Origin of the sequence: Micromonospora sp. NPDC049051, from assembly GCF_043197575.1 — a bacterium.
Taxonomy (GTDB): domain Bacteria; phylum Actinomycetota; class Actinomycetes; order Mycobacteriales; family Micromonosporaceae; genus Micromonospora.
Genome location: NZ_JBICTL010000017.1, coordinates 1 through 19,735, shown reverse-complemented (window position 1 = coordinate 19,735; position 19,735 = coordinate 1). Strand labels below are relative to the sequence as shown.

Below are 19,735 nucleotides of genomic sequence, written 5' to 3'. Positions count from 1 at the left end.
TGTGGTGACATGCTTCGGAGCGACCTGATCCAGCCGTTGTCCGATCTGATCGAGGCGCACGCCGCCAGGTTGGGGAACAAGGTCGCATTCCGCGACGACCGTCGGGCGGTCGGATACGCCGACCTGGCGGCGCGGACCCGTCGGTTGGCCGGTCACCTGGCGGCGTCGGGGGTCGCGCGGGGCGACCGGGTCGCCTTCTGCCTCGGCAACCGCGTGGAGACGGTGGAGACCTGGCTGGCCGTGACACGGGCCGCCGCGGTCGGCGTACCGGTGAACCCGCACAGCACCGACGCGGAGCTGGCCCACCTCCTGGACGACTCCGGCGCGGTGCTGGTGGTCACCGACCCGCGCCACCTCGACCAGCTGCTGCGGCTGCGCGCCGACCGGCCGGCCCTGCGGATTGTGGTCACCGGGGACGACCCGGTTCCGGCCGGGATCGTCGCCTGGCGCGACCTGGTCGACACCGAGCCGGCCGTGGGCGCCCGCGACGACCTGGGCCTCGACGAGGTCGCCTGGATGCTCTACACCTCCGGCACCACCGGCCGGCCCAAGGGCGTGCTCTCCACCCAGCGCACCTGCCTCTGGTCCGTCGCCGCCTGCTACGTGCCGATCCCCGGGCTCACCGCCGCCGACCGGGTGGTCTGGCCGCTGCCGCTGTTCCACAGCCTCTCCCACATCGGGTGCGTGCTCAGCGTGACGGCCGTCGGCGCCACGGCCCGGCTCATCGACGGCTTCTCCGCCGACGACGTGCTGCGTGCGGTCGACGAGGACGAGGCCACCGTGCTGGCCGGTGTGCCGGCCATGTACCACCACCTGGTCACCGCCGCCCGGGAGACCGGCTTCCGTGCCCCGGCCCTGCGCGTCTGCCTGGTCGGCGGGGCGATCACCACCGGCGCGCTGCGGCGGGCGTTCGACGAGGTCTTCGACGCGCCGCTGCTCGACGCGTACGGCAGCACGGAGACCTGCGGCTCGATCGCCGTGACCCGGCCGGACCAGGCCCGGGTCGAGGGCTCCTGCGGGCGTGCGGTGCCCGGCGTCGAGGTACGCCTGGTCAGCCCGCAGACGGGTCTGGACGTGCCGACCGGCACCGAGGGGGAGGTCTGGGTCAGCGGCCCGAGCGTCATGCTCGGCTACCACGGCCTGCCGGAGGTCACCGCCGCCGCGCTGCGCGACGGCTGGTACCGCACCGGTGACCTGGCCCGCCGCGACGCCGACGGCAACATCTTCGTCACCGGTCGCCACCAGGAGCTGATCATCCGGGGCGGCGAGAAGATCCACCCGGCCGAGGTGGAGGAGGCGCTGCGCGCGGTGCCCGGCGTCGCCGACGTGGCGGTGACCGGCCGGCCGCACGAGGTGCTCGGCGAGGTGCCGGTGGCGTTCGTGGTGCCCGGGCCGGAGGGCTTCGACCCCCGCGCCGGGTACGCGGCCTGCCGGGAGAAGCTCAGCTACCACAAGGTCCCCGAGGCGCTGTACGAGATCGGGCAGGTGCCCCGCACCGCCTCCGGCAAGGTCACCCGCCGGCTCCTGCTCGACGGGCCGGCCCGGCTGCGGGCCGTCAACGGCAGCCACCACGAGGCGCTGAGCCTGCTCGCCTGGCAGCCGCTGGACCTGGCCGCCGTACCGCCGGTCGAGGCGCCCGTCCCGACGGCCGCGCAGGCCGCCGTCGCGCCGGCCCGCCGCTGGGCGCTCGTCGGCGCCGAGAGCGAGCCGCTGCTGGAGCCGCTGCGCGCGGCGTCGCCGGGAGACCGGTTCCGCGCCCACCGGGACCTGGCCGCGCTGCGCGAGGCCCCGGACGTGCCCGACGTGACGGTGCTCCTGGCCGGGCCGGCCGACGCCGACGCGGCGGACCTCGCCGACCGGGTGCGCGGCTGGCTCGACGACGACCGGTTCGCCGGCACCCGGCTGATGCTGCTGACCGGCCCGGCCGGCGACGCGGCCACCGGCCCCGGCACGAGCGGTACCGGCAGTGCGGGCGACGCCTCCGCGCAAGACGCCACCGCGCAGGACGCCGCCGCAGGCGAGGCCACCGCAGGCGACGCCATCGCGCAGGACGCCGCCGGGTGGACCGGGCCCGATCCGATGGCCGGCGCCGTCTGGGCCGTCGGGCGCAGCCTGCTGGCGGCGTACCCGGACCGGATCGTGCTGGTCGACCACGACGCCGCGGACCGCTCGGTCGCCCTGCTGCCCGCCGTGGTGGACGCCGGCGCCGCGCAGGTCGCGCTGCGATCCGGGACGGCCCGGCACGCGGCTCTCGTACCCGCCCCGGCGGCCATGCCGGCCCGGCCGGTGACCGTGGCCGACCCGGACCGCCCGGTCCTGATCACCGGCGCCGACGGGCCGACCGGTGCCGCGCTGGCCCGGCACCTCGTCGCCGCGCACCGCGTCCGCCGGCTGCGGCTGCCGCACGCCGGCGTGACGCCCGCCCCGGGCCTGGTGGACCTGGTCGCCGAACTCGCCGCCGTCGGCGCCGAGGCTGTCGCGCTGCCCGCCGACCGGGCCGGCGACGAGCCGCTCGGCGCCGTCTTCCTCTGCCCCGGCGACGACGACCTGGCCGACGCCGGGGGCGTGGCCCGGCTGCTGGGCCTCGCCGCGACGCTGGACGCCGCGACCCGGCACCCGGGGGCCGCGTTCACCGTCCTCGCCCCGTCGGCCCTGCTGCTGGGCGCCGCGGGCCGGGAGCGGGCCGCCTCGGGCGTCGGCGCCCTGCACGCCCTGGCCGCCCGCCGTCGGGCCGCCGGCCACCCGGCCCGGCTCGTCGGCACGACCGCGCCCGCCGAGCGCGAGCCGTCGCCCTCGGCGGTGACCGGATCCGGAGCGGGAGCCGCACGCGCCGACCTCGCCGCGTTCGACGTGGCCCACGACGGCGACGACCTGGTCGTGCTCGCCCATCCGGCGGGCCACGCCGACGCCGCGCACCCCGCCTGGCGCGGACCCGTCGCGGAACCCCGCGACGCCGCCGACGACCGGGACGCCGCCGAGCTGCGCCGCCGACTGGCCGGCCTCACCACCGCCGAGGGAGACCGGCTCCTGCTCGACCTGGTCCGCACCGCCACCGCGCAGGTGGCCGGGCTGCCCGGCCCGGCCGCGGTCCGCCCCGGCCGGGCCTTCAAGGAACTCGGCTTCACCTCGGTCGCCGCGGTCGCGCTGCGCGACCGGTTGGCCCAGGCGACCGGGGTACGCCTCTCCGCCACGGCCGCGTTCGACCGGCCCAGCCCGGAGGCCCTCGCCCGACACCTCGCCGCCCGGCTGCGCGGCGCCGTTCCGCAGGCCGTTTCCACGGCGGACCGCTCGGCACAGCCGTCCACCGGGGACGATCCGGTGGTCGTCGTCGCCATGGCGTGCCGGCTCCCCGGCGGCGTCGGCTCCCCCGAGGAGCTGTGGGAGCTGGTCGACCAGGGTCGGGAAGGGCTCACGGAGTTCCCCACGGACCGGGGCTGGGACCTGGCCAACCTGTTCTCCGACGACCCCGACCGCCCCGGCACCTCGTACGCCCGGGTGGGCGGCTTCCTCACCGACGCCGCGGAGTTCGACGCCACCCTGTTCGCGATCAGCCCGCGCGAGGCGCTCGCCATGGACCCGCAGCAGCGGCTGCTGCTGGAGACGTCCTGGGAGCTGTTCGAGCGGGCCGGCATCGACCCCACCTCGCTGCGCGGCAGCGCCACGGGCGTCTTCACCGGCGTCATGCACCACGACTACGCCGCGAACCTGCGCCAGGCGCCGCCCGGCACCGAGGGCTACCTCGGCGTCGGCACCGCCGGCAGCGTCGTCTCCGGCCGGGTCGCGTACGCGTTGGGGCTGGAGGGGCCGGCGGTCACCGTCGACACGGCGTGCTCGTCGTCGCTGGTGGCGCTGCACCTGGCCGCCCAGGCGCTGCGCGCCGGGGACTGCTCGCTCGCCGTGGCCGGCGGCGTGGCGGTGATGGGCACCCCGCAGGCGTTCGTGGAGTTCAGCCGGCAGCGTGGGCTCGCCCCGGACGGCCGGTGCAAGGCGTTCGCCGACGGGGCCGACGGCACCGGCTGGTCCGAGGGCGTCGCCGTGCTGCTGCTGGAACGGCTCTCCGACGCCCACCGGCACGGGCACCCCGTCCTCGCCGTGCTGCGCGGCTCCGCCGTCAACTCCGACGGCGCGTCCAACGGGCTGACCGCCCCGAACGGGCCCGCCCAGGAGCGGGTCATCCGGCGGGCGCTGGACGCGGCCGGGCTCTCCACCGCCGACGTGGACGTCGTCGAGGCGCACGGCACCGGCACGTCGCTCGGCGACCCGATCGAGGCGCAGGCGCTGCTCGCCACGTACGGGGTGGGCCGCGGCGACGCCGAGCCGCTGCGGCTGGGCTCGCTGAAGTCCAACCTCGGCCACACCCAGGCCGCCGCCGGGGCCGCCGGGGTGATCAAGATGGTGCTCGCGATGCGGCACGGCAGGCTGCCCCGCACCCTGCACGTCGACGCCCCGACGTCCGAGGTGGACTGGTCCGCCGGCGCGGTCGAGGTGCTCGCCGAGGCCCGCCCGTGGCCCGACGTACGCCGACCCCGCCGGGCCGGCGTCTCGTCGTTCGGCATCAGCGGCACCAACGCCCACGTCATCGTCGAGGCGCCCGCCGACCCGCCGACCGAGCCGGCGGACGCCGACCGGCAGTCGCCGTCCGGCACCGTCGGAGCGCAGCCGTCGCCCGAGGCCGCCGCCAGTCGGCCACCCGTACCGTGGCTGCTCGCGGCGGCCACCGGCGAGGCCCTGCGGGACCAGGCGGCCCGCCTGTTGGCCTGGCTCGACGGGCCGGGGGCGGACACCGACCCGGCCGACGTCGGGCACGCCCTCGCCACCACCCGCGCCGCCCTCGAACACCGGGCGGTGGTGCTGGTCGGCGACCGGGACAGCGCCCGGACGGGGCTCGGCGCGCTGACCCGCAGCGACCCGGACCCGGACCTGCCGACCGTGCTGACCGGCCGGGTCGTCGACGGCCAACTCGGCCTGCTCTTCGGCGGGCAGGGCGGCCAGCGCGCCGGCATGGGCCGCGAGCTGCACGCGGCGTACCCCGTCTTCGCGGCCGCCTTCGACGCGGCCTGCGCCGAACTCGACCGCTGTCTCGCCGGCCACGCCCCGCTCCCCGTCGCGGACGTCGTCCTCGCGGCCGAGGGCACCGCGGCGGCCGAGCTGCTCGACGAGACCCTGTACACCCAGCCGGGGCTGTTCGCCTTCGAGGTGGCGCTGTACCGCCTCCTGGAGTCCTGGGGGGTACGTCCCGACGCGGTGCTCGGCCACTCCGTCGGCGAGCTGGCCGCCGCGCACGTGGCCGGGGTGTTCTCCCTCGCGGACGCGGCGGCGCTGGTCGCCGCCCGCGCCCGGCTGATGCAGCAGCTCCCCGCCGGGGGCGCGATGGTGGCCGTCGAGGCCGACGAGGCCGAGGTCGCCGCGCACCTGACCGACCGGGTGGGCCTCGCCGCCGTCAACGGCCCCACCAGCGTCGTCCTCTCCGGCGACACCGACGCGGTGCTGGCCGTCGCGGACACCCTGCGCGCGGCCGGGCGTCGGACCAGCCGGCTGCGGGTGTCGCACGCGTTCCACTCGCCGCGCATGGACCCGATGCTCGACGAGTTCCGCGCGGTCGCGGCCGGCCTCACGTACCGCACCCCGCACCTGCCCGTGGTGTCCAACCTGACCGGTCACCCCGTCGACCCGGCCCGGCTCTGCTCGCCCGAGCACTGGGTGGCGCACGTGCGGGGCACCGTCCGCTTCCACGACGGCGTACGGGCCCTGCACGGGCAGGGCGTCACCACCTTCCTGGAGATCGGCCCGGCCGGCGTACTCACCGCGATGGCCCAGGACTGCCTCGTCGCCGAGGCCGACGAACTGGCCTTCGTCCCCGCCGTACGCGGCACCGTCGGTGAGGTCGAGGCGCTGCTCGCCGCCGTGGCGCGGCTGCACGTGCGGGGCGTCGCCGTGGACCGTGCCGCCCTGGCCGGCCCCGGGCCGCACCGCCGCGTCGACCTGCCCACGTACGCCTTCCAGCGCCGGCACTACTGGCTGCCCGCCCCCACCGGCGCCGGCGGTCCCGTCGGCGTCGGGCTGGCCGACGCCGGGCACCCGCTGCTCGGCGGCCTGTTGGCGGTCGCCGGCACCGGGCAGGTGGTCTGCACCGGGCAGCTCTCCACGGCCACGCAGCCGTGGCTGGCCGCCCCCGGCGACGGCACGGCGCCGCTGCTGCCCGCCACCGCCCTGCTGGACATGCTCGCCCACCTCGGTGGACAGCTCGGCGCCCCGAGCGTGCGGCGGCTGCGCGTGCCCGAGCCGGTGCCGCTGCCCGCCGAGGCGACCATCGAGGTGCAGCTCAGGGCCGGCGCGCCGGACGAGCACGGGCACCGGGTGGCGCACTGCCACGTCCGGTCCGGCGAGGGGCAGCCCTGGCGCGAGGTCGCCGAGGCCGTGCTCGCACCCGTCGATCCGGAGAGCGGCCGGGGCGCCCCCACCCCCGTCTGGCCGCCCACCGGGGCCCGACCCGTGGACCTGAACGCCCCGCAGCACCAGGCGATGGCCGGAGAGCTGGCCCGGGCCGCGTGGGTCGCCGCCGACCGGCTCTTCGTCGACGTACGCCTGCCCGAGGACGCCCGCGACCCGGACGCCGAGCGGTACGGTGTGCACCCGCTGGTGCTGGAGGCGGCCCTGCGCCTGCTCCCGCTCGCCGACTTCGCGCCCGGCGACGACGCCCGGCCCGCCGCCCGGCTGCTGCCCACCGAGTGGGCGGGGGTGCGCCACCACGCCGTCGGGGCGCACGCGCTGCGCGTCTGCCTGGCCCCCGCCGGGGCGGACGCGGTGACGCTGAGTGCCGTCGACGACGCCGGCGTGCCCGTGCTCGACGTGGACCGCGTGGTGCTGCGGACCGTGGACCTGCCGTCCGCCGACGCGCCCACGCCGCCGGCCGCGCCCGCCGGGCTGTACGCCGTCGACTGGCTGCCCGCCGCGTTCCCGGCGACGCCGGCACCGGCCTGGACGCTCGCCGACGGCACGCCACCGGACGGGCCGCTGCCGCCGCTGCTGGTGCTGCGGGTCGGTGACGGCGAGCCGGGCCGGCCGGTGCCCGACCGGGCGCACGCCGTCGGCCTCGCCGTGCTCGGGGTGCTCCAGGACTGGCTGGCCGACCCCCGCGCCGAGACCACCCGCCTCGCCCTCGCCGTGCGCGACGGCGACCCGGTGCACGCCCCGGTGGCCGGGCTGGTCCGGGTCGCCCAGGCCGAGCAACCCGACCGCTTCCTCCTGCTCAACCTCGACGCCACCGACGACGCCACCGTCCGCGCGGCGCTGGCCGTCACGGCGGACGAACCCGAGGTGGCCGTCCGCGACGGGCGCGCGCTGCTGCCCCGGCTCCGCCCCGTCGAGCGGCCCCCGGCCGGTACGCCGCTCGCGGCCCTGGCCGGCGGCACCGTGCTGGTCACCGGCGGCACCGGCGGGATCGGCCGGCACGTCGCCACCCACCTCGCCACCGCGTACGGCGTCAGCGAACTGGTGCTGCTCAGCCGCGGCGGCCGGGCCGGTGCCTGGACGACCGCGCTGACCGACGCCGGCGTCACCGTCCGGGTGGTCGCGGCCGACGTCGCCGACCGGGTGGCGCTCGCCGAGGTGATCGCCCCGCTGGCCGACCGGCTCGTCGCCGTCGTGCACGCCGCCGGGGCCACCGACGACGCGCTGCTCACCGACCTCGACCCGACCCGCTGGGCACAGGCACTGCGGTCCAAGGTGCACGGCGCCTGGCACCTGCACGAGCTCACGGCCGGGCTCGACCTGGCCGCGTTCGTGCTCTTCTCCTCGGCCGCCGCCACCTTCGGCAGCCCCGGCCAGGGCAACTACGCGGCCGGCAACGCGTTCCTCGACGCGCTCGCCGCGCACCGCCGCGCCCGGGGCCTCCCCGCGAGCGCCCTGGCCTGGGGCCTGTGGGCCGCCGAGGACGGGATGGCCGGCCGGCTCAGCCCCGCCGACCTGGCCCGGCTCGCCCGCGGCGGCACCCGCCCCCTCGACACCGCCGCCGGACTCGCGCTGTTCGACGCCGCCCTGCACGTCGACCGGCCGGCGCTCGTGCCGATCGGGCTCGACCTGGCCGCCGTACGGACCTCCGGCGAGGTGCCCGCCCTGCTGCGGGCGCTGCTGCCCCCGCCGCCCCGCCGGGCCGTCAACGCCGTCTCCGCGCCCGCCTCCGCGAAGGGCTTCGCCGACCGGCTGGCCGAACTCGCCGAACCCGAGCGTGCCGACCTGCTGCTGGACCTCGTACGCACCCGGTGCGCCACCGTCGTCGGGCACACCGGCCCCGAGCAGGTCGAGCCGCGCCGCCCGTTCAAGGACCTCGGCTTCGACTCGCTGATGGCCGTGGAGCTGAGCAACCGGCTCACCGCCGTCACCGGCGTGCGGCTCGCCCCGCACGCCGTGTTCAACCACCCCACCCCCGAGCTGCTCGCCGCGCACCTGCACGCCCGGCTGCTCGGCACCGCCGCCACCGAGGTCACCGACGCGAGCACCGTCGCCCTGGACGAGCCGGTCGCCATCGTCGCGATGGCCTGCCGGTTCCCCGGCGGCATCGGCTCCCCGGAGGAGCTGTGGCGGCTGCTCGACGCGGGCGCCGACGTCATCGGCGACCTGCCGGACGACCGGGGCTGGCCGCTGGCCGACCTCTACGACCCGGTGCCCGGCACGTCCGGCCGGACGTACGTGCGCTCCGGCGGGTTCCTCACCGGCATCGCCGACTTCGACGCCGAGTTCTTCGGCATCAGCCCCCGCGAGGCCCTCGCCATGGATCCGCAGCACCGGCTGCTGCTGGAGACCTCCTGGGAGGCGCTGGAACGCGGTGGCATCGACCCGGCCACCCTGCGGGGCAGCCGCACCGGCGTCTTCGCCGGCACCCACGGGCAGGACTACGCCGACCGGGTGGCTCCCGGTGTCGTCTCCGACGACGGCGAGGTCACCGCCGACGAGGGGCACCTGCTCACCGGCACCGCCGGCAGCGTCCTCTCCGGCCGGGTCGCGTACGCGCTCGGGCTGGAGGGACCCGCCGTCACCGTGGACACCGCCTGCTCGGCGTCCCTGGTCGCGCTGCACCTGGCCGTCCAGGCGCTGCGCCAGGGCGACTGCGACCTGGCGCTGGCCGGTGGCGTGTCGGTGATGTCCACCCCGGCCGGGCTGACCGGCTTCAGCCGCCAGCGCGGTCTCGCCGCCGACGGGCGGTGCAAGGCGTTCGCCGAGGACGCCGACGGCTTCGGCATGTCCGAGGGCGTCGGGATGCTGGTGGTGGAGCGGCTCTCCGAGGCCCGGCGCCGGGGCCACCCCGTGCTGGCCGTCGTGCGCGGCTCGGCCGTGAACCAGGACGGCGCGTCCAACGGGCTGACCGCCCCGAACGGGCCGTCGCAGGAACGGGTCATCCGCGCCGCGCTGAGCGCCGCCGGGCTGACCGCCGCCGACGTCGACGTGGTGGAGGCGCACGGCACCGGCACGTCGCTCGGCGACCCCATCGAGGCGGAGGCGATCCTCGCCACGTACGGGCAGCGCCCGGCCGGCGCCGCGCCGGTGCTGCTCGGCTCGGTCAAGTCCAACCTCGGGCACACCCAGGCCGCGGCCGGCGTCGCCGGCGTGCTCAAGATGGTCCTCGCCATGCGGCACGGCCGGCTGCCCCGCACCCTGCACGCCGAGCGCCGCAGCTCGCGGGTCGACTGGGACTCGGGATCGGTGCAGCTGCTCACCGAGGCCCGCCCGTGGCCGTCGGCGGGCCGGCCGGCGCGCGCCGGCGTCTCGTCGTTCGGCATCAGCGGCACCAACGCCCACGTGATCGTCGAGTCGGTCGCCGATCCGGCGCCGGAGGCCGCGGCCGATCCCGAGCCGCCGCAGGCCCCCGCGCTGCCGTGGCTGCTGTCGGCGCGTACCCCGCAGGCGCTCGCCGGCCAGGCGCGCCGGCTGCGGGAGCACCTCGCCGGCCGGCCCGACCAGCGGCCCCTCGACGTGGCCTGGTCGCTGGCCACCAGCCGGAGCACCTTCGACTCCCGGGCGGTGCTGGTCGGCACGTCGGCCGACCGGTTCGCCGACGCCCTCGACGCGCTCGCCGAGGGCCGGCCCGACCCGGCGGTCACGCGGGGCGAGGCCCGGCCCGTCGGCCGGTGCGTCTTCGTCTTCCCCGGGCAGGGCTCCCAGTGGCTCGGCATGGGCCTGGACCTGCTCGACCAGGCCCCGGTGTTCGCCGAGCGGATGGCGGCCTGCGACGCGGCGCTGCGGCCGTACCTGGACTGGTCGCTGCTGGACGTGCTGCGGCAGGTGCCCGGCGCGCCCGGCCTCGACGAGGTCGACGTCGTGCAGCCCGCCCTGTTCGCGATGATGGTGTCGCTGGCCGAGCTGTGGCGCTCGTACGGTGTGCAGCCGGCCGCCGTGGTCGGCCACTCCCAGGGCGAGATCGCCGCCGCCTGCGTCGCCGGGGTGCTCTCCCTGCCCGACGCGGCCCGGGTGGTGGCGCTGCGCAGCCGGGCGCTGCGGGCCCTGGCCGGGCACGGGGCGATGGCCTCCGTCGCGCTGCCCGCCGACACGGTCCGCGACCGGATCGCCCGCTTCGGCGAGCGGATCTCGGTCGCCGCCGTGAACGGACCGGCCGCCGTCGTCGTCTCCGGCGAGCCGGAGGCGGTCGAGGAACTCCTCGCCGAACTGGCCGGCGAGCAGGCCCGGGTGCGACGCATCGCCGTCGACTACGCCTCCCACTCCGCGCAGGTGGAACGCATCCGCGACGAGCTGGCCGGGGTGCTGGCGGGCATCACCCCCGGCCCGGCGGCCGTGCCGCTGTTCTCCACCACCGACCTGCGCTGGCTCGACGGCGAGGAGATGGGGCCCGACTACTGGTACCGCAACCTGCGGCAGCCCGTCGAGCTGGAACGGGCGATCCGCGCGCTGGCCGCCGAGGGCCACGACACGTACGTCGAGTGCAGCCCCCATCCGGTGCTCACGGTCGGCGTCGAGGAGACCCTCGCCGACCACGGCGGCGATGCGGTGGTGGTCGGCTCGGTGCAACGCGACCAGGGCGGCCGGGAACGGTTCCTGCTCTCCCTGGCCCAGCTGCACGTGTGCGGGGTCGCGGTGGACTGGCGGCCCGCGTTGGCCGGCGGCCGGCGGGTCGACCTGCCCACGTACGCGTTCGCCCACCGCCGCTACTGGCCCCGGCCCCTCGCCGGCCCCGGCGACGTCGGCGCCGCCGGCCTGGACGCCGCCGACCATCCGCTGCTCGGTGCGTCGGTCGCGCTGGCCGAGACGAGGGGGCACCTGTTCACCGGACGGCTGTCGACCGACGCGCAGCCGTGGCTGGCCGACCACCGGGTCACCGACAGCGTGCTGCTGCCCGGCACCGGCCTGGTGGAGCTCTGCCTGCGCGTCGGCGACGAGATCGGCCACCCCGTCCTCGACGAACTGGTCATCGAGGCTCCGCTGACCCTGCCCGCCGACGGGGCGACCCAGGTGCAGGTGGCGGTCGGCCCGGGCGGCGAGGACGGACGCCGCCCGGTGACCGTGCACTCCCGGCCCGCCGACGCGCCCGCGGGGCAGCCGTGGACCCGGCACGCCAGCGCCACCCTCTCCGCCGACCAGCCCGCCGTGTCGCCGCAGCTCACCGCGTGGCCGCCGCGCGACGCCCGCCCCGTCGACCTGACCGGCTTCTACGCCGGCCTGGCAGCCGACGGCTACGCGTACGGGCCGGCGTTCCAGGGCCTGCGCGCGGTGTGGACCAGCGGTGACGAGGTCTACGCCGAGGTGGAGCTGCCGGCGGCCCAGCGGGTCGACGCCGGCCGGTACGGCCTGCACCCCGCCCTGTTCGACGCCGCCCTGCACGCCGCGCACTTCGGCGGTCTCGCCGGTGCCGGTGCCGGCCAGCTGCTGTTGCCGTTCGCCTGGAACGGCGTCAGCCTGCACGCCACCGGCGCGACCGCCCTGCGGGTACGGCTGACCCAGGTCGGGCCGCACGCCATCGCGTTGACCGTCGTCGACCCCACCGGCGCCCCGGTGGCCGAGGTGACCACCCTGACGATGCGCCCGATCTCCACCGCCGAGTTGGCCGTCACCGACGACCGCGCCACCCGCGACGCCCTGTTCCGCGTCGACTGGACGCCGCTGCCACCGGCCGAGGCGGCGACCCCGGTCGACGCCGTGGCCGTCGCCCCCGGCCTGGACGGGTTCCCGCTGCACCCCGGCCTGGACGGGCTCGCCGCCGCCGTCGACGCGGGACTGGCCCTGCCCGGGGCCGTGCTCGTGCCGCTCGACGCGCAACCCGCGCAGTCCACCCCCGGTGCGGCCCGGCACGCCGCCGTGCAGGCCCTCGACCTGGTCCGGCGCTGGCTCACCGAGCCCCGCTGGGCGGCGTCGCGGCTGCTGCTGGTGACCCGGGGCGCGGTGGCCGTGCACCACGCCGGCGAGGTGACCGACCCGGCCGCCGCGACGGCGTGGGGCCTGCTCCGCTCCGCCCAGTCGGAGAACCCGGACCAGGTGGTCGTCGTCGACGTCGACGGCGACGGGATCGGCCCCGACCAGGTCGCCGCGCTGCTGGCGGCGGCCGAGCCGCAGGCCGCGATCCGGGGCGGCGCGGCGTACGTGCCACGGCTGGCGCGGGCCGGCTCGGCGGGCGAGCTGACCGCCCCGCCCGCCGCCGCGTGGCGGCTGGACGCGCCGGTGCGGGGCAGCCTGGAGAACCTCACCCTGAGCCCGACCGACGCGGCCGAGGCCGTTCTCGGCCCCCGCGAGGTCCGGGTCCGCGTCCGTGCCGCCGGCCTCAACTTCCGCGACGTGCTCAACGCGCTCGGCCTCTACCCGGGCGACGCGGGGCCGCTCGGGGGCGAGGGCGCCGGCGAGGTCGTCGAGGTGGGCACCGAGGTGACCGACCTGCGGCCCGGCGACCGGGTGTTCGGGGTCTTCGTGGGCTGCTTCGGGCCCGTCGCGGTCACCGACCGCCGGTTGCTGGCCCCGATGCCGGCCAACTGGTCGTTCGTCGAGGCCGCCTCCGTGCCGGTGGTCTTCCTGACCGCGTACCACGGGCTGGTCAACCTGGCCGGGCTCACCCGGGGCGAGTCGGTGCTGGTGCACGCGGCGGCCGGCGGCGTCGGCATGGCCGCCGTGCAGCTCGCCCGCCACCTCGGGGCCGAGGTGTACGCCACCGCCAGCCCCGCCAAGTGGGACGCCCTGCGCGCGCTGGGTCTCGACGAGGAGCACCTGGCGTCCTCCCGGACCCTCGACTTCGAGACCCGCTTCACCGACGCCACCGGCGGCCGGGGCGTCGATGTCGTGCTGGACTCGCTGGCCCGCGAGTTCGTCGACGCCTCGCTGCGGCTGCTGCCGCGCGGCGGGCGGTTCATCGAGATGGGCAAGACCGACATCCGCGACGCCGCCCGCGTCGCCGCCGACCACCCGGGGGTGGCCTACACCGCCTTCGACCTGACCCTGGAGGACCCCGACGAGGTGCAGCGCATGCTCGTCGTGCTGCTGGGGCTCTTCGAACGGGGGACCCTCACCCCGCTGCCCACCCAGGTGTGGGACGTCCGCCAGGCGCCGGAGGCGTTCCGGCACGTCAGCCAGGCCCGGCACGTCGGCAAGGTGGTGCTCACCATGCCCCGGGCGTGGGACCCCGACGGCACGGTGCTGCTGACCGGCGGCACCGGGACCCTGGGCCGGCTGGTCGCCCGGCGGCTGGTCGAGACCCACGGCGTACGACGGCTGCTGCTGGTCAGCCGCCGCGGCGAGCAGGCTCCCGGGGCGGCCGAGGCGGTCGACGAACTACGCCGGCTGGGCGCCGAGGCCACGGTCGTGGCGGCCGACGTGTCCGACCGGGACAACCTCGCCGGGGTGCTGGCGGCGGTGCCGGAGCGGCACCCGCTGACCGCGGTCGTGCACCTCGCCGGGGTGCTCGACGACGGGGTGGTCACCGCCCTGACCCCGCAGCGCGTCGACACGGTCTTCGCGCCGAAGCTCGACGCCGCGTGGCACCTGCACGAGCTCACCCGGCACCTCGACCTTGCCGGGTTCGTGCTCTTCTCCTCCGGCGCCGGCGTCTTCGGCGTGCCCGGTCAGGCCAACTACGCGGCGGCCAACGCGTTCCTCGACGCGCTCGCGCTGGCCCGCCGGGCCGAAGGGCTGCCGGGCCGGTCGTTCGCCTGGGGGCTGTGGGAGCAGGCCAGCGAGATGACCGCCAAGCTGGACCGCTCCGACCCCCGGATCACCGCCCGCGACGGGCAGCTCGCGATCCCGTCGGAGCTGGGGATGGCCCTGTTCGACGCGGGCCTGCGGCTGGCCGAGCCGGTCCTGGTGCCGACCAGGATCGACGTCGCCGCGCTCGGCGAGCGGGTCGAGCGGCCCCCGGCCCTGCTGCGCGGGCTGCTGCGCCGGGAGCGGCCGACCGCGCGGGCGGCCGCCCCGACCGCCGGCGGGCGTACCCTCGCCGACGAGTTGGCGGCGCTGGACGGGCCGGAGCGCCACAACCTGGTGGTCGACCTGGTACGCGAGCAGGCGGCGAGCGTGCTCGGGCACGGCAGCCGCGCGGCGGTGGCCCCGGGCCGGGCGTTCAGCCAGATCGGCTTCGACTCGCTGACCGCCGTCGAGCTGCGTAACCGGCTGACCACGGCCACCGGCCTGCGCCTGCCGGCCACGCTGATCTTCGACTACCCGGACCCGAACGAGCTGGCCACGTACCTGGTGTCCCAGCTGGCGCCGGACACCGGCCCGCCGGTGCCGCCGGTCCTCGCGGACCTGGAGAACCTGGAGCGTTCGCTGACCGAGGCCAGCGTCGAGGCGGAGCTGCACGAGCAGATCGGGTCCCGGCTGGAGGTGCTGATCGCCAAGTGGCGGACGATGCGCGCCGGTTCGGGCGGCGATCCCGATCCCGACCTCGACCTCGAACTGGCCAGCGACGACGACCTGTTCGACCTCATCGACTCCGAACTCGGTCTCTGATGGCCGTCCGGCCGCCCCGCGCGGCGCGAGCCGTCCCCGCCCACACCGTGTCCGACCGACTCCCGAGGAACCGATACCGATGCTGATGACCGACGTCCTGATCGTGGGCTACGGCCCCGTCGGTGAGATGCTCACGATCCTGCTGGCGCAGCGGGGGCTCACCGTCACGGCGGTCGAGCGCTGGGCCACCCCGTACAACTTCCCCCGCGCGGTGTCGTACGACGGGGAGGCGAGCCGCATCCTGGCCGCCGCCGGCGTCGCCGACCGCCTCGGCCCGGTGGTGGAGTCGTCGGGCGAGTACACCTTCAAGAACGGCTTCGGCCGGACCCTGCTGCACGTCAAGGTCACCGGCGACGGCCCGATGGGCTGGCCCGACTCGGTCTCCTTCTACCAGCCCGGCCTGGAGGCGCTGCTCGCCGAGCGGGGAGCGGAGCTGCCGGGCGTCACGGTGCTGCGCCCGTACCAGGTGACGGGCCTGGTCGAGCACGACGACCGGGTCGAGGTGACCATCGCCGGGCCGGACGGCGAGGAGGTCCGCGCGGCCCGCTGGGTCGTCGGCTGCGACGGGGCCAACAGCTTCGTCCGGGAGCACCTGGGCGGCGGCGTCACCGACCTCGGCTTCACGCACGACTGGCTGGTCTGCGACGTGGTGCCGCACGAGGCCCGCGAGTTCAAGCCGAACAACCTCCAGGTCTGCGACCCGGCGCGCCCCCGCACGGCCGTGTCGGCCGGCCCGGGGCACCGGCGGTGGGAGTTCATGCGGGTGCCGGGGGAGAGCCGGGAGGAGTTCGAGAGCCTCGAGAGCGTGTGGCGGCTGCTCGGCCTGTTCGACATCACCCCCGACAACGCGACCCTGGAGCGGTACGGGGTCTACACCACCCAGGCCTGCTCGGCCGAGCGCTGGCGCTCGGGGCGGATCATGATCGCCGGCGACGCGGCGCACGTGATGCCGCCGTTCATGGGGCAGGGGATGAGCTCGGGCTTCCGCGACGCCCTCAACCTCGCCTGGAAGCTCGACCTGGTGCACCGCGGCCTCGCCGACGAGGCGCTGCTGGACACCTACCAGGAGGAGCGCTGCGCGCACGTGCAGCACGCCATCCGGATGTCCATGGACTCGGGCACGGTGATCTGCGAGACCGACCGCGCCGCCGCGGCCGGCCGCGACGCCGCCATGCTCGCCGAGTTGCGCCGGCGTACCGCCCGCCCGCGCACCCGGTCCCTGTTGGAGCCTCTGGCCGGCGGGGTCCTGCACGGCCGCGAGAACGGGGCCGGCGTGCCGATGCCGCAGGGCCGCGTCGAGGTCGACGGCCGCACCGGGCTCTTCGACGACGTCGTCGGCACCGGCTTCGCCCTACTCTGCGCCGAGGACCCCGACGACCTGCTCGACGCCGACGCCCGGGCTGTCCTGGACTCGCTCGGCGCCCGGGTCGTCCGGATCGTTCCCGCCGGCGCGCCCGCCCCCGTACCGGGCGCCGCGCCGACCGCCTTCGACCTCGACGACGTGTACCTGCCCCACCTCAAGCAGTACGACGCGGTGGCGGTGCTCGTCCGGCCCGACTTCTACGTCTTCGGCACCGCCGCTGACCCGGCCGCTGTGCCCGCGCTCGTCGAGGACCTGCGCCAGCAGGTCCGGCGCGGCTGATCGGCATCCACCCACCGGAAGGAACCGACATGTTCGAGAACCTGAAGATCGCCGGCCGGGCGATCCGCACGGTCTTCACCGCCGACCCCATCACCCGGGTCCGGCGCTTCTACGAGATCCAGTCGCCCGACGTCGAGTTCGCGGCCCGCCGTACCCACTACATGAACGTGGGCTACTGGTCCGACGGGGTCACCGACATCGACACGGCCGCCGAGGCACTGGCCGACAAGCTCGCCGACGCCGCCGGGCTCAAGCCGGACGACACCGTCCTCGACGTCGGCTTCGGCTACGCGGACCAGGACTTCAAGTGGCTGCGCGAGCGCCAGGTCGCCAAGGTGTACGGCCTGAACATCACCCCGCACCACGTCGAGGCGGCGCAGCGTCGGGCACAGGAGGAGGGGCTCGCGGACCGGACCGACTTCCGGCTGGGCAGCGCCACCGAACTGCCCTTCGAGGACAACACCTTCGACCGGGTCGTCGCCCTGGAGTCGGCCTTCCACTTCTACCCGCGCAGCGCGTTCTTCGCCGAGGCGCTGCGGGTGCTGCGCCCGGGCGGTGTGCTCGCCACGGCCGACATCATCCCGGTCAGCGGCGACGTCGTCCGCGCGGCCATCCAGTCCGGCCCGCTGAGCTTCGTCAAGTTCAGCATCCCGAAGGAGAACTGGCACGACCGGGACACCTACCGGCAGGAGCTGGTCGAGGCGGGCTTCGCCAACCCGGAGGTGCACTCGATCAAGGAGCAGACCTGGGAGGGTTGGCGGGCGTACATGGCCGGGCGGACCAACGACCCCGAGTTCCGTGCCGTCGTCAAGCCCGCCGTACGCAAGAGCATGGCGGCGCACTGGAAGAACCAGGACCTGATGAAGCGGGAGCTGGCGCAGCTCGACTACGTGATCGCGGTCGGCCACAAGCGCTGACTCCGCGCACGGACGAGGGGCCCGCCGACCGGTGGTGACACCGGTGGACGGGCCCCTCGTCTGGTGGGATCAGATCGCCGGCGCACCGCTCAGGGCCGTCGAGATGGTCCGCAGGACCGCCGGCTGGTGCTCGGCCAGGAAGAAGTGCCCGCCCGGGTAGACCTTGATGTCGAACGCCCCCGTGGTGTGGGTCGACCAGGCCCGGGCCTCCTCGACCGTCGTCTTCGGGTCGTCGTCGCCCGTGAAGACGGTGATCGGGCAGCTCAGCGGCGGACCCGGCCGGTAGGTGTAGGTCTCGGCGGCCCGGTAGTCGCTGCGGATGGCCGGTAGCGCGGCGCGCAGCATCTCCGGGTCCCCGAGGACTGCGGAGTTGGTGCCGCTCAGCTTCCGGACGTCGGCCAGCAGCCCCTCGTCGTCGAGCAGGTGCACCGTCTCGTGCCGCTCCTGCGACGGCGCGCGGCGCCCGGACGCGAACAGGTGCGCGGCCCTGCCGCCGTCCTGCTCGATGAGCCGGGCGAGTTCGAAGCCGACGCTGGCCCCCATGCTGTGCCCGAAGATGGCCACTGGCTCGTCCAGCCAGGGCCGCAGCACGGTGAAGACCTCGCGCGCGAGCTGGTGGATGTCACCGATGCACTTCTCGTGGCGCCGGTCCTGCCGGCCCGGGTACTGGATCGACAGCACCTCCACGGCGGGGGAGAGGCTGCGGGAGACGGGGAAGTAGAAGCTGGCCGACCCGCCGGCGTGGGGCAGGCACACCAACCGCCTCGCGCCGCCCGGGGCGGGGTGGAAGCGTCGCACCCACAAGCCGTTGTCGGTATCTGGCGTCGTCATCCTTGGCGGTCCTTCCGGCGACTGCGGTTCCCGACCGGATCGGCGCAGACCCGGTCGAGGCGACGCTAGTGCGGCGGCCCGGGACCGGACACCCCTAGCTGGCCCGTTGCCTGGTTAGGGGTTGTCCGCGCTCGCGCGTACCCAATAACTTCTCCCCGCAGATGGGGATCCTCGTGGCTATCGGCCGAGCGTGCCGAACGACAGATACAGGTGTCGCCTGAGACTTCTGCGCATTCGTACCGTCGCTTACGTCGAGTCTCCGCCGTGCATCGCGATGGGCTGGGTTGATGGACACCGAAGAGAAGCTCCGGGAGTACCTGAAGAGAGTCACCGCCGACCTGCGGCGGACCCGGCAACGGCTCCGGGACGTCGAGGCCGAGGCGCAGCAGCCCATCGCGATCGTCGGCACCGGCTGCCGGTTCCCGGGCGGGGTACGCACGGCCGAGGAGCTGTGGGACCTCGTCGCGGCCGGCGGTGACGCGATCGCCTCCTTCCCCACCGACCGTGGCTGGGACCTCGACGCGCTCTACGACCCCGAGCGGTCCCGACCGGGCACCTCCTCGGTCCGCGAGGGCGGATTCGTGCCCGACGCCGCCGAGTTCGACCCCCGGCTGTTCGGGGTCTCGCCGCGCGAGGCCCTCGCCATGGACCCGCAGCAGCGCCTGCTGCTGGAAACCTCGTGGGAGGCTGTCGAGTCGGCGGGCATCGACCCCACCAGCCTGAAGGGCGCCCGGGTCGGGGTTTTCGCCGGCATGACCCACAGCGGGTACGCCCATCCGCCGGAGACCCCGCCGGCGGGCGTGGAGGACTATCTCGGTCTCGGCAACGCCGGCAGCATCGCCTCGGGCCGGGTGGCGTACTCGTTCGGTTTCGAGGGGCCGGCGGTGACGGTGGACACGGCGTGTTCGTCGTCGCTGGTGGCGCTGCACCTGGCGGTGCAGGCGTTGCGGTCCGGCGAGTGTGATCTGGCGCTGGCCGGTGGCGTGACGGTGATGCCGACCCCGGCGGTGTTCGTCGACTTCACCCGGCAGGGCAACCTGTCCCCGGTGGCCCGGTGCCGGGCGTTCGCCGACGCGGCGGACGGCACCGCGCTCGCCGAGGGCGTCGGCGTGCTGCTGGTGCAGCGGTTGTCGGATGCGCGGCGTGAGGGCCGGCGGGTTCTGGCGGTGGTGCGGGGTTCGGCGGTGAACCAGGACGGTGCGTCGAATGGGTTGACGGCGCCGAACGGTCCGTCGCAGCAGCGGGTGATTCGGCAGGCGCTCGCGAACGCCGGGTTGGGCGTGGCGGACGTGGACGTGGTGGAGGCGCACGGTACGGGTACGACGCTGGGTGACCCGATCGAGGCGCAGGCGCTGCTGGCGACGTACGGGCAGGGTCGGGATGTGCCGTTGTTGCTGGGGTCGGTGAAGTC

Annotated in this window: 5 protein-coding genes; 4 read left to right on the top strand and 1 reads right to left on the bottom strand. The window is 76.3% G+C overall.

Going from position 1 to position 19,735, the window contains the following annotated elements; genetic code table 11:
* The first annotated feature begins 9 nt into the window (after positions 1–9).
* From ACGFIR_RS31470 to ACGFIR_RS31460, 3 genes are all read left to right on the top strand, one after another.
* Positions 10–14,934 (top strand): SDR family NAD(P)-dependent oxidoreductase, encoded by a 14,925-nt coding sequence (locus ACGFIR_RS31470; protein ID WP_393149020.1) that lies wholly within the window; start codon positions 10–12, stop codon positions 14,932–14,934.
* A 79-nt stretch (positions 14,935–15,013) separates the two neighbouring features.
* Positions 15,014–16,576: a bifunctional 3-(3-hydroxy-phenyl)propionate/3-hydroxycinnamic acid hydroxylase gene (locus tag ACGFIR_RS31465; protein WP_393149018.1), complete on the top strand. Its 1,563-nt coding sequence runs from the start codon at positions 15,014–15,016 to the stop codon at positions 16,574–16,576.
* 29 nt (positions 16,577–16,605) lie between these two features.
* A complete protein-coding gene (locus tag ACGFIR_RS31460) occupies positions 16,606–17,493 on the top strand; it encodes a class I SAM-dependent methyltransferase (RefSeq protein ID WP_393008729.1) in 888 nt (295 codons plus the stop codon).
* Positions 17,494–17,562: 69 nt separating this feature from the next.
* On the opposite strand, the gene ACGFIR_RS31455 is transcribed toward ACGFIR_RS31460, so the two are convergent.
* The gene (locus tag ACGFIR_RS31455) at positions 17,563–18,324 is read right to left on the bottom strand and encodes a thioesterase II family protein (RefSeq protein ID WP_393008731.1); all 762 of its coding nucleotides are present in this window, start codon (positions 18,322–18,324) and stop codon (positions 17,563–17,565) included.
* Positions 18,325–18,608: 284 nt separating this feature from the next.
* On the opposite strand from ACGFIR_RS31455, the gene ACGFIR_RS31450 reads away from it, so the two are divergent.
* Positions 18,609–19,735, top strand: a 1,127-nt coding sequence (locus tag ACGFIR_RS31450; RefSeq protein ID WP_393149016.1) for a beta-ketoacyl synthase N-terminal-like domain-containing protein, incomplete at its 3' end; no start/stop codon positions are given.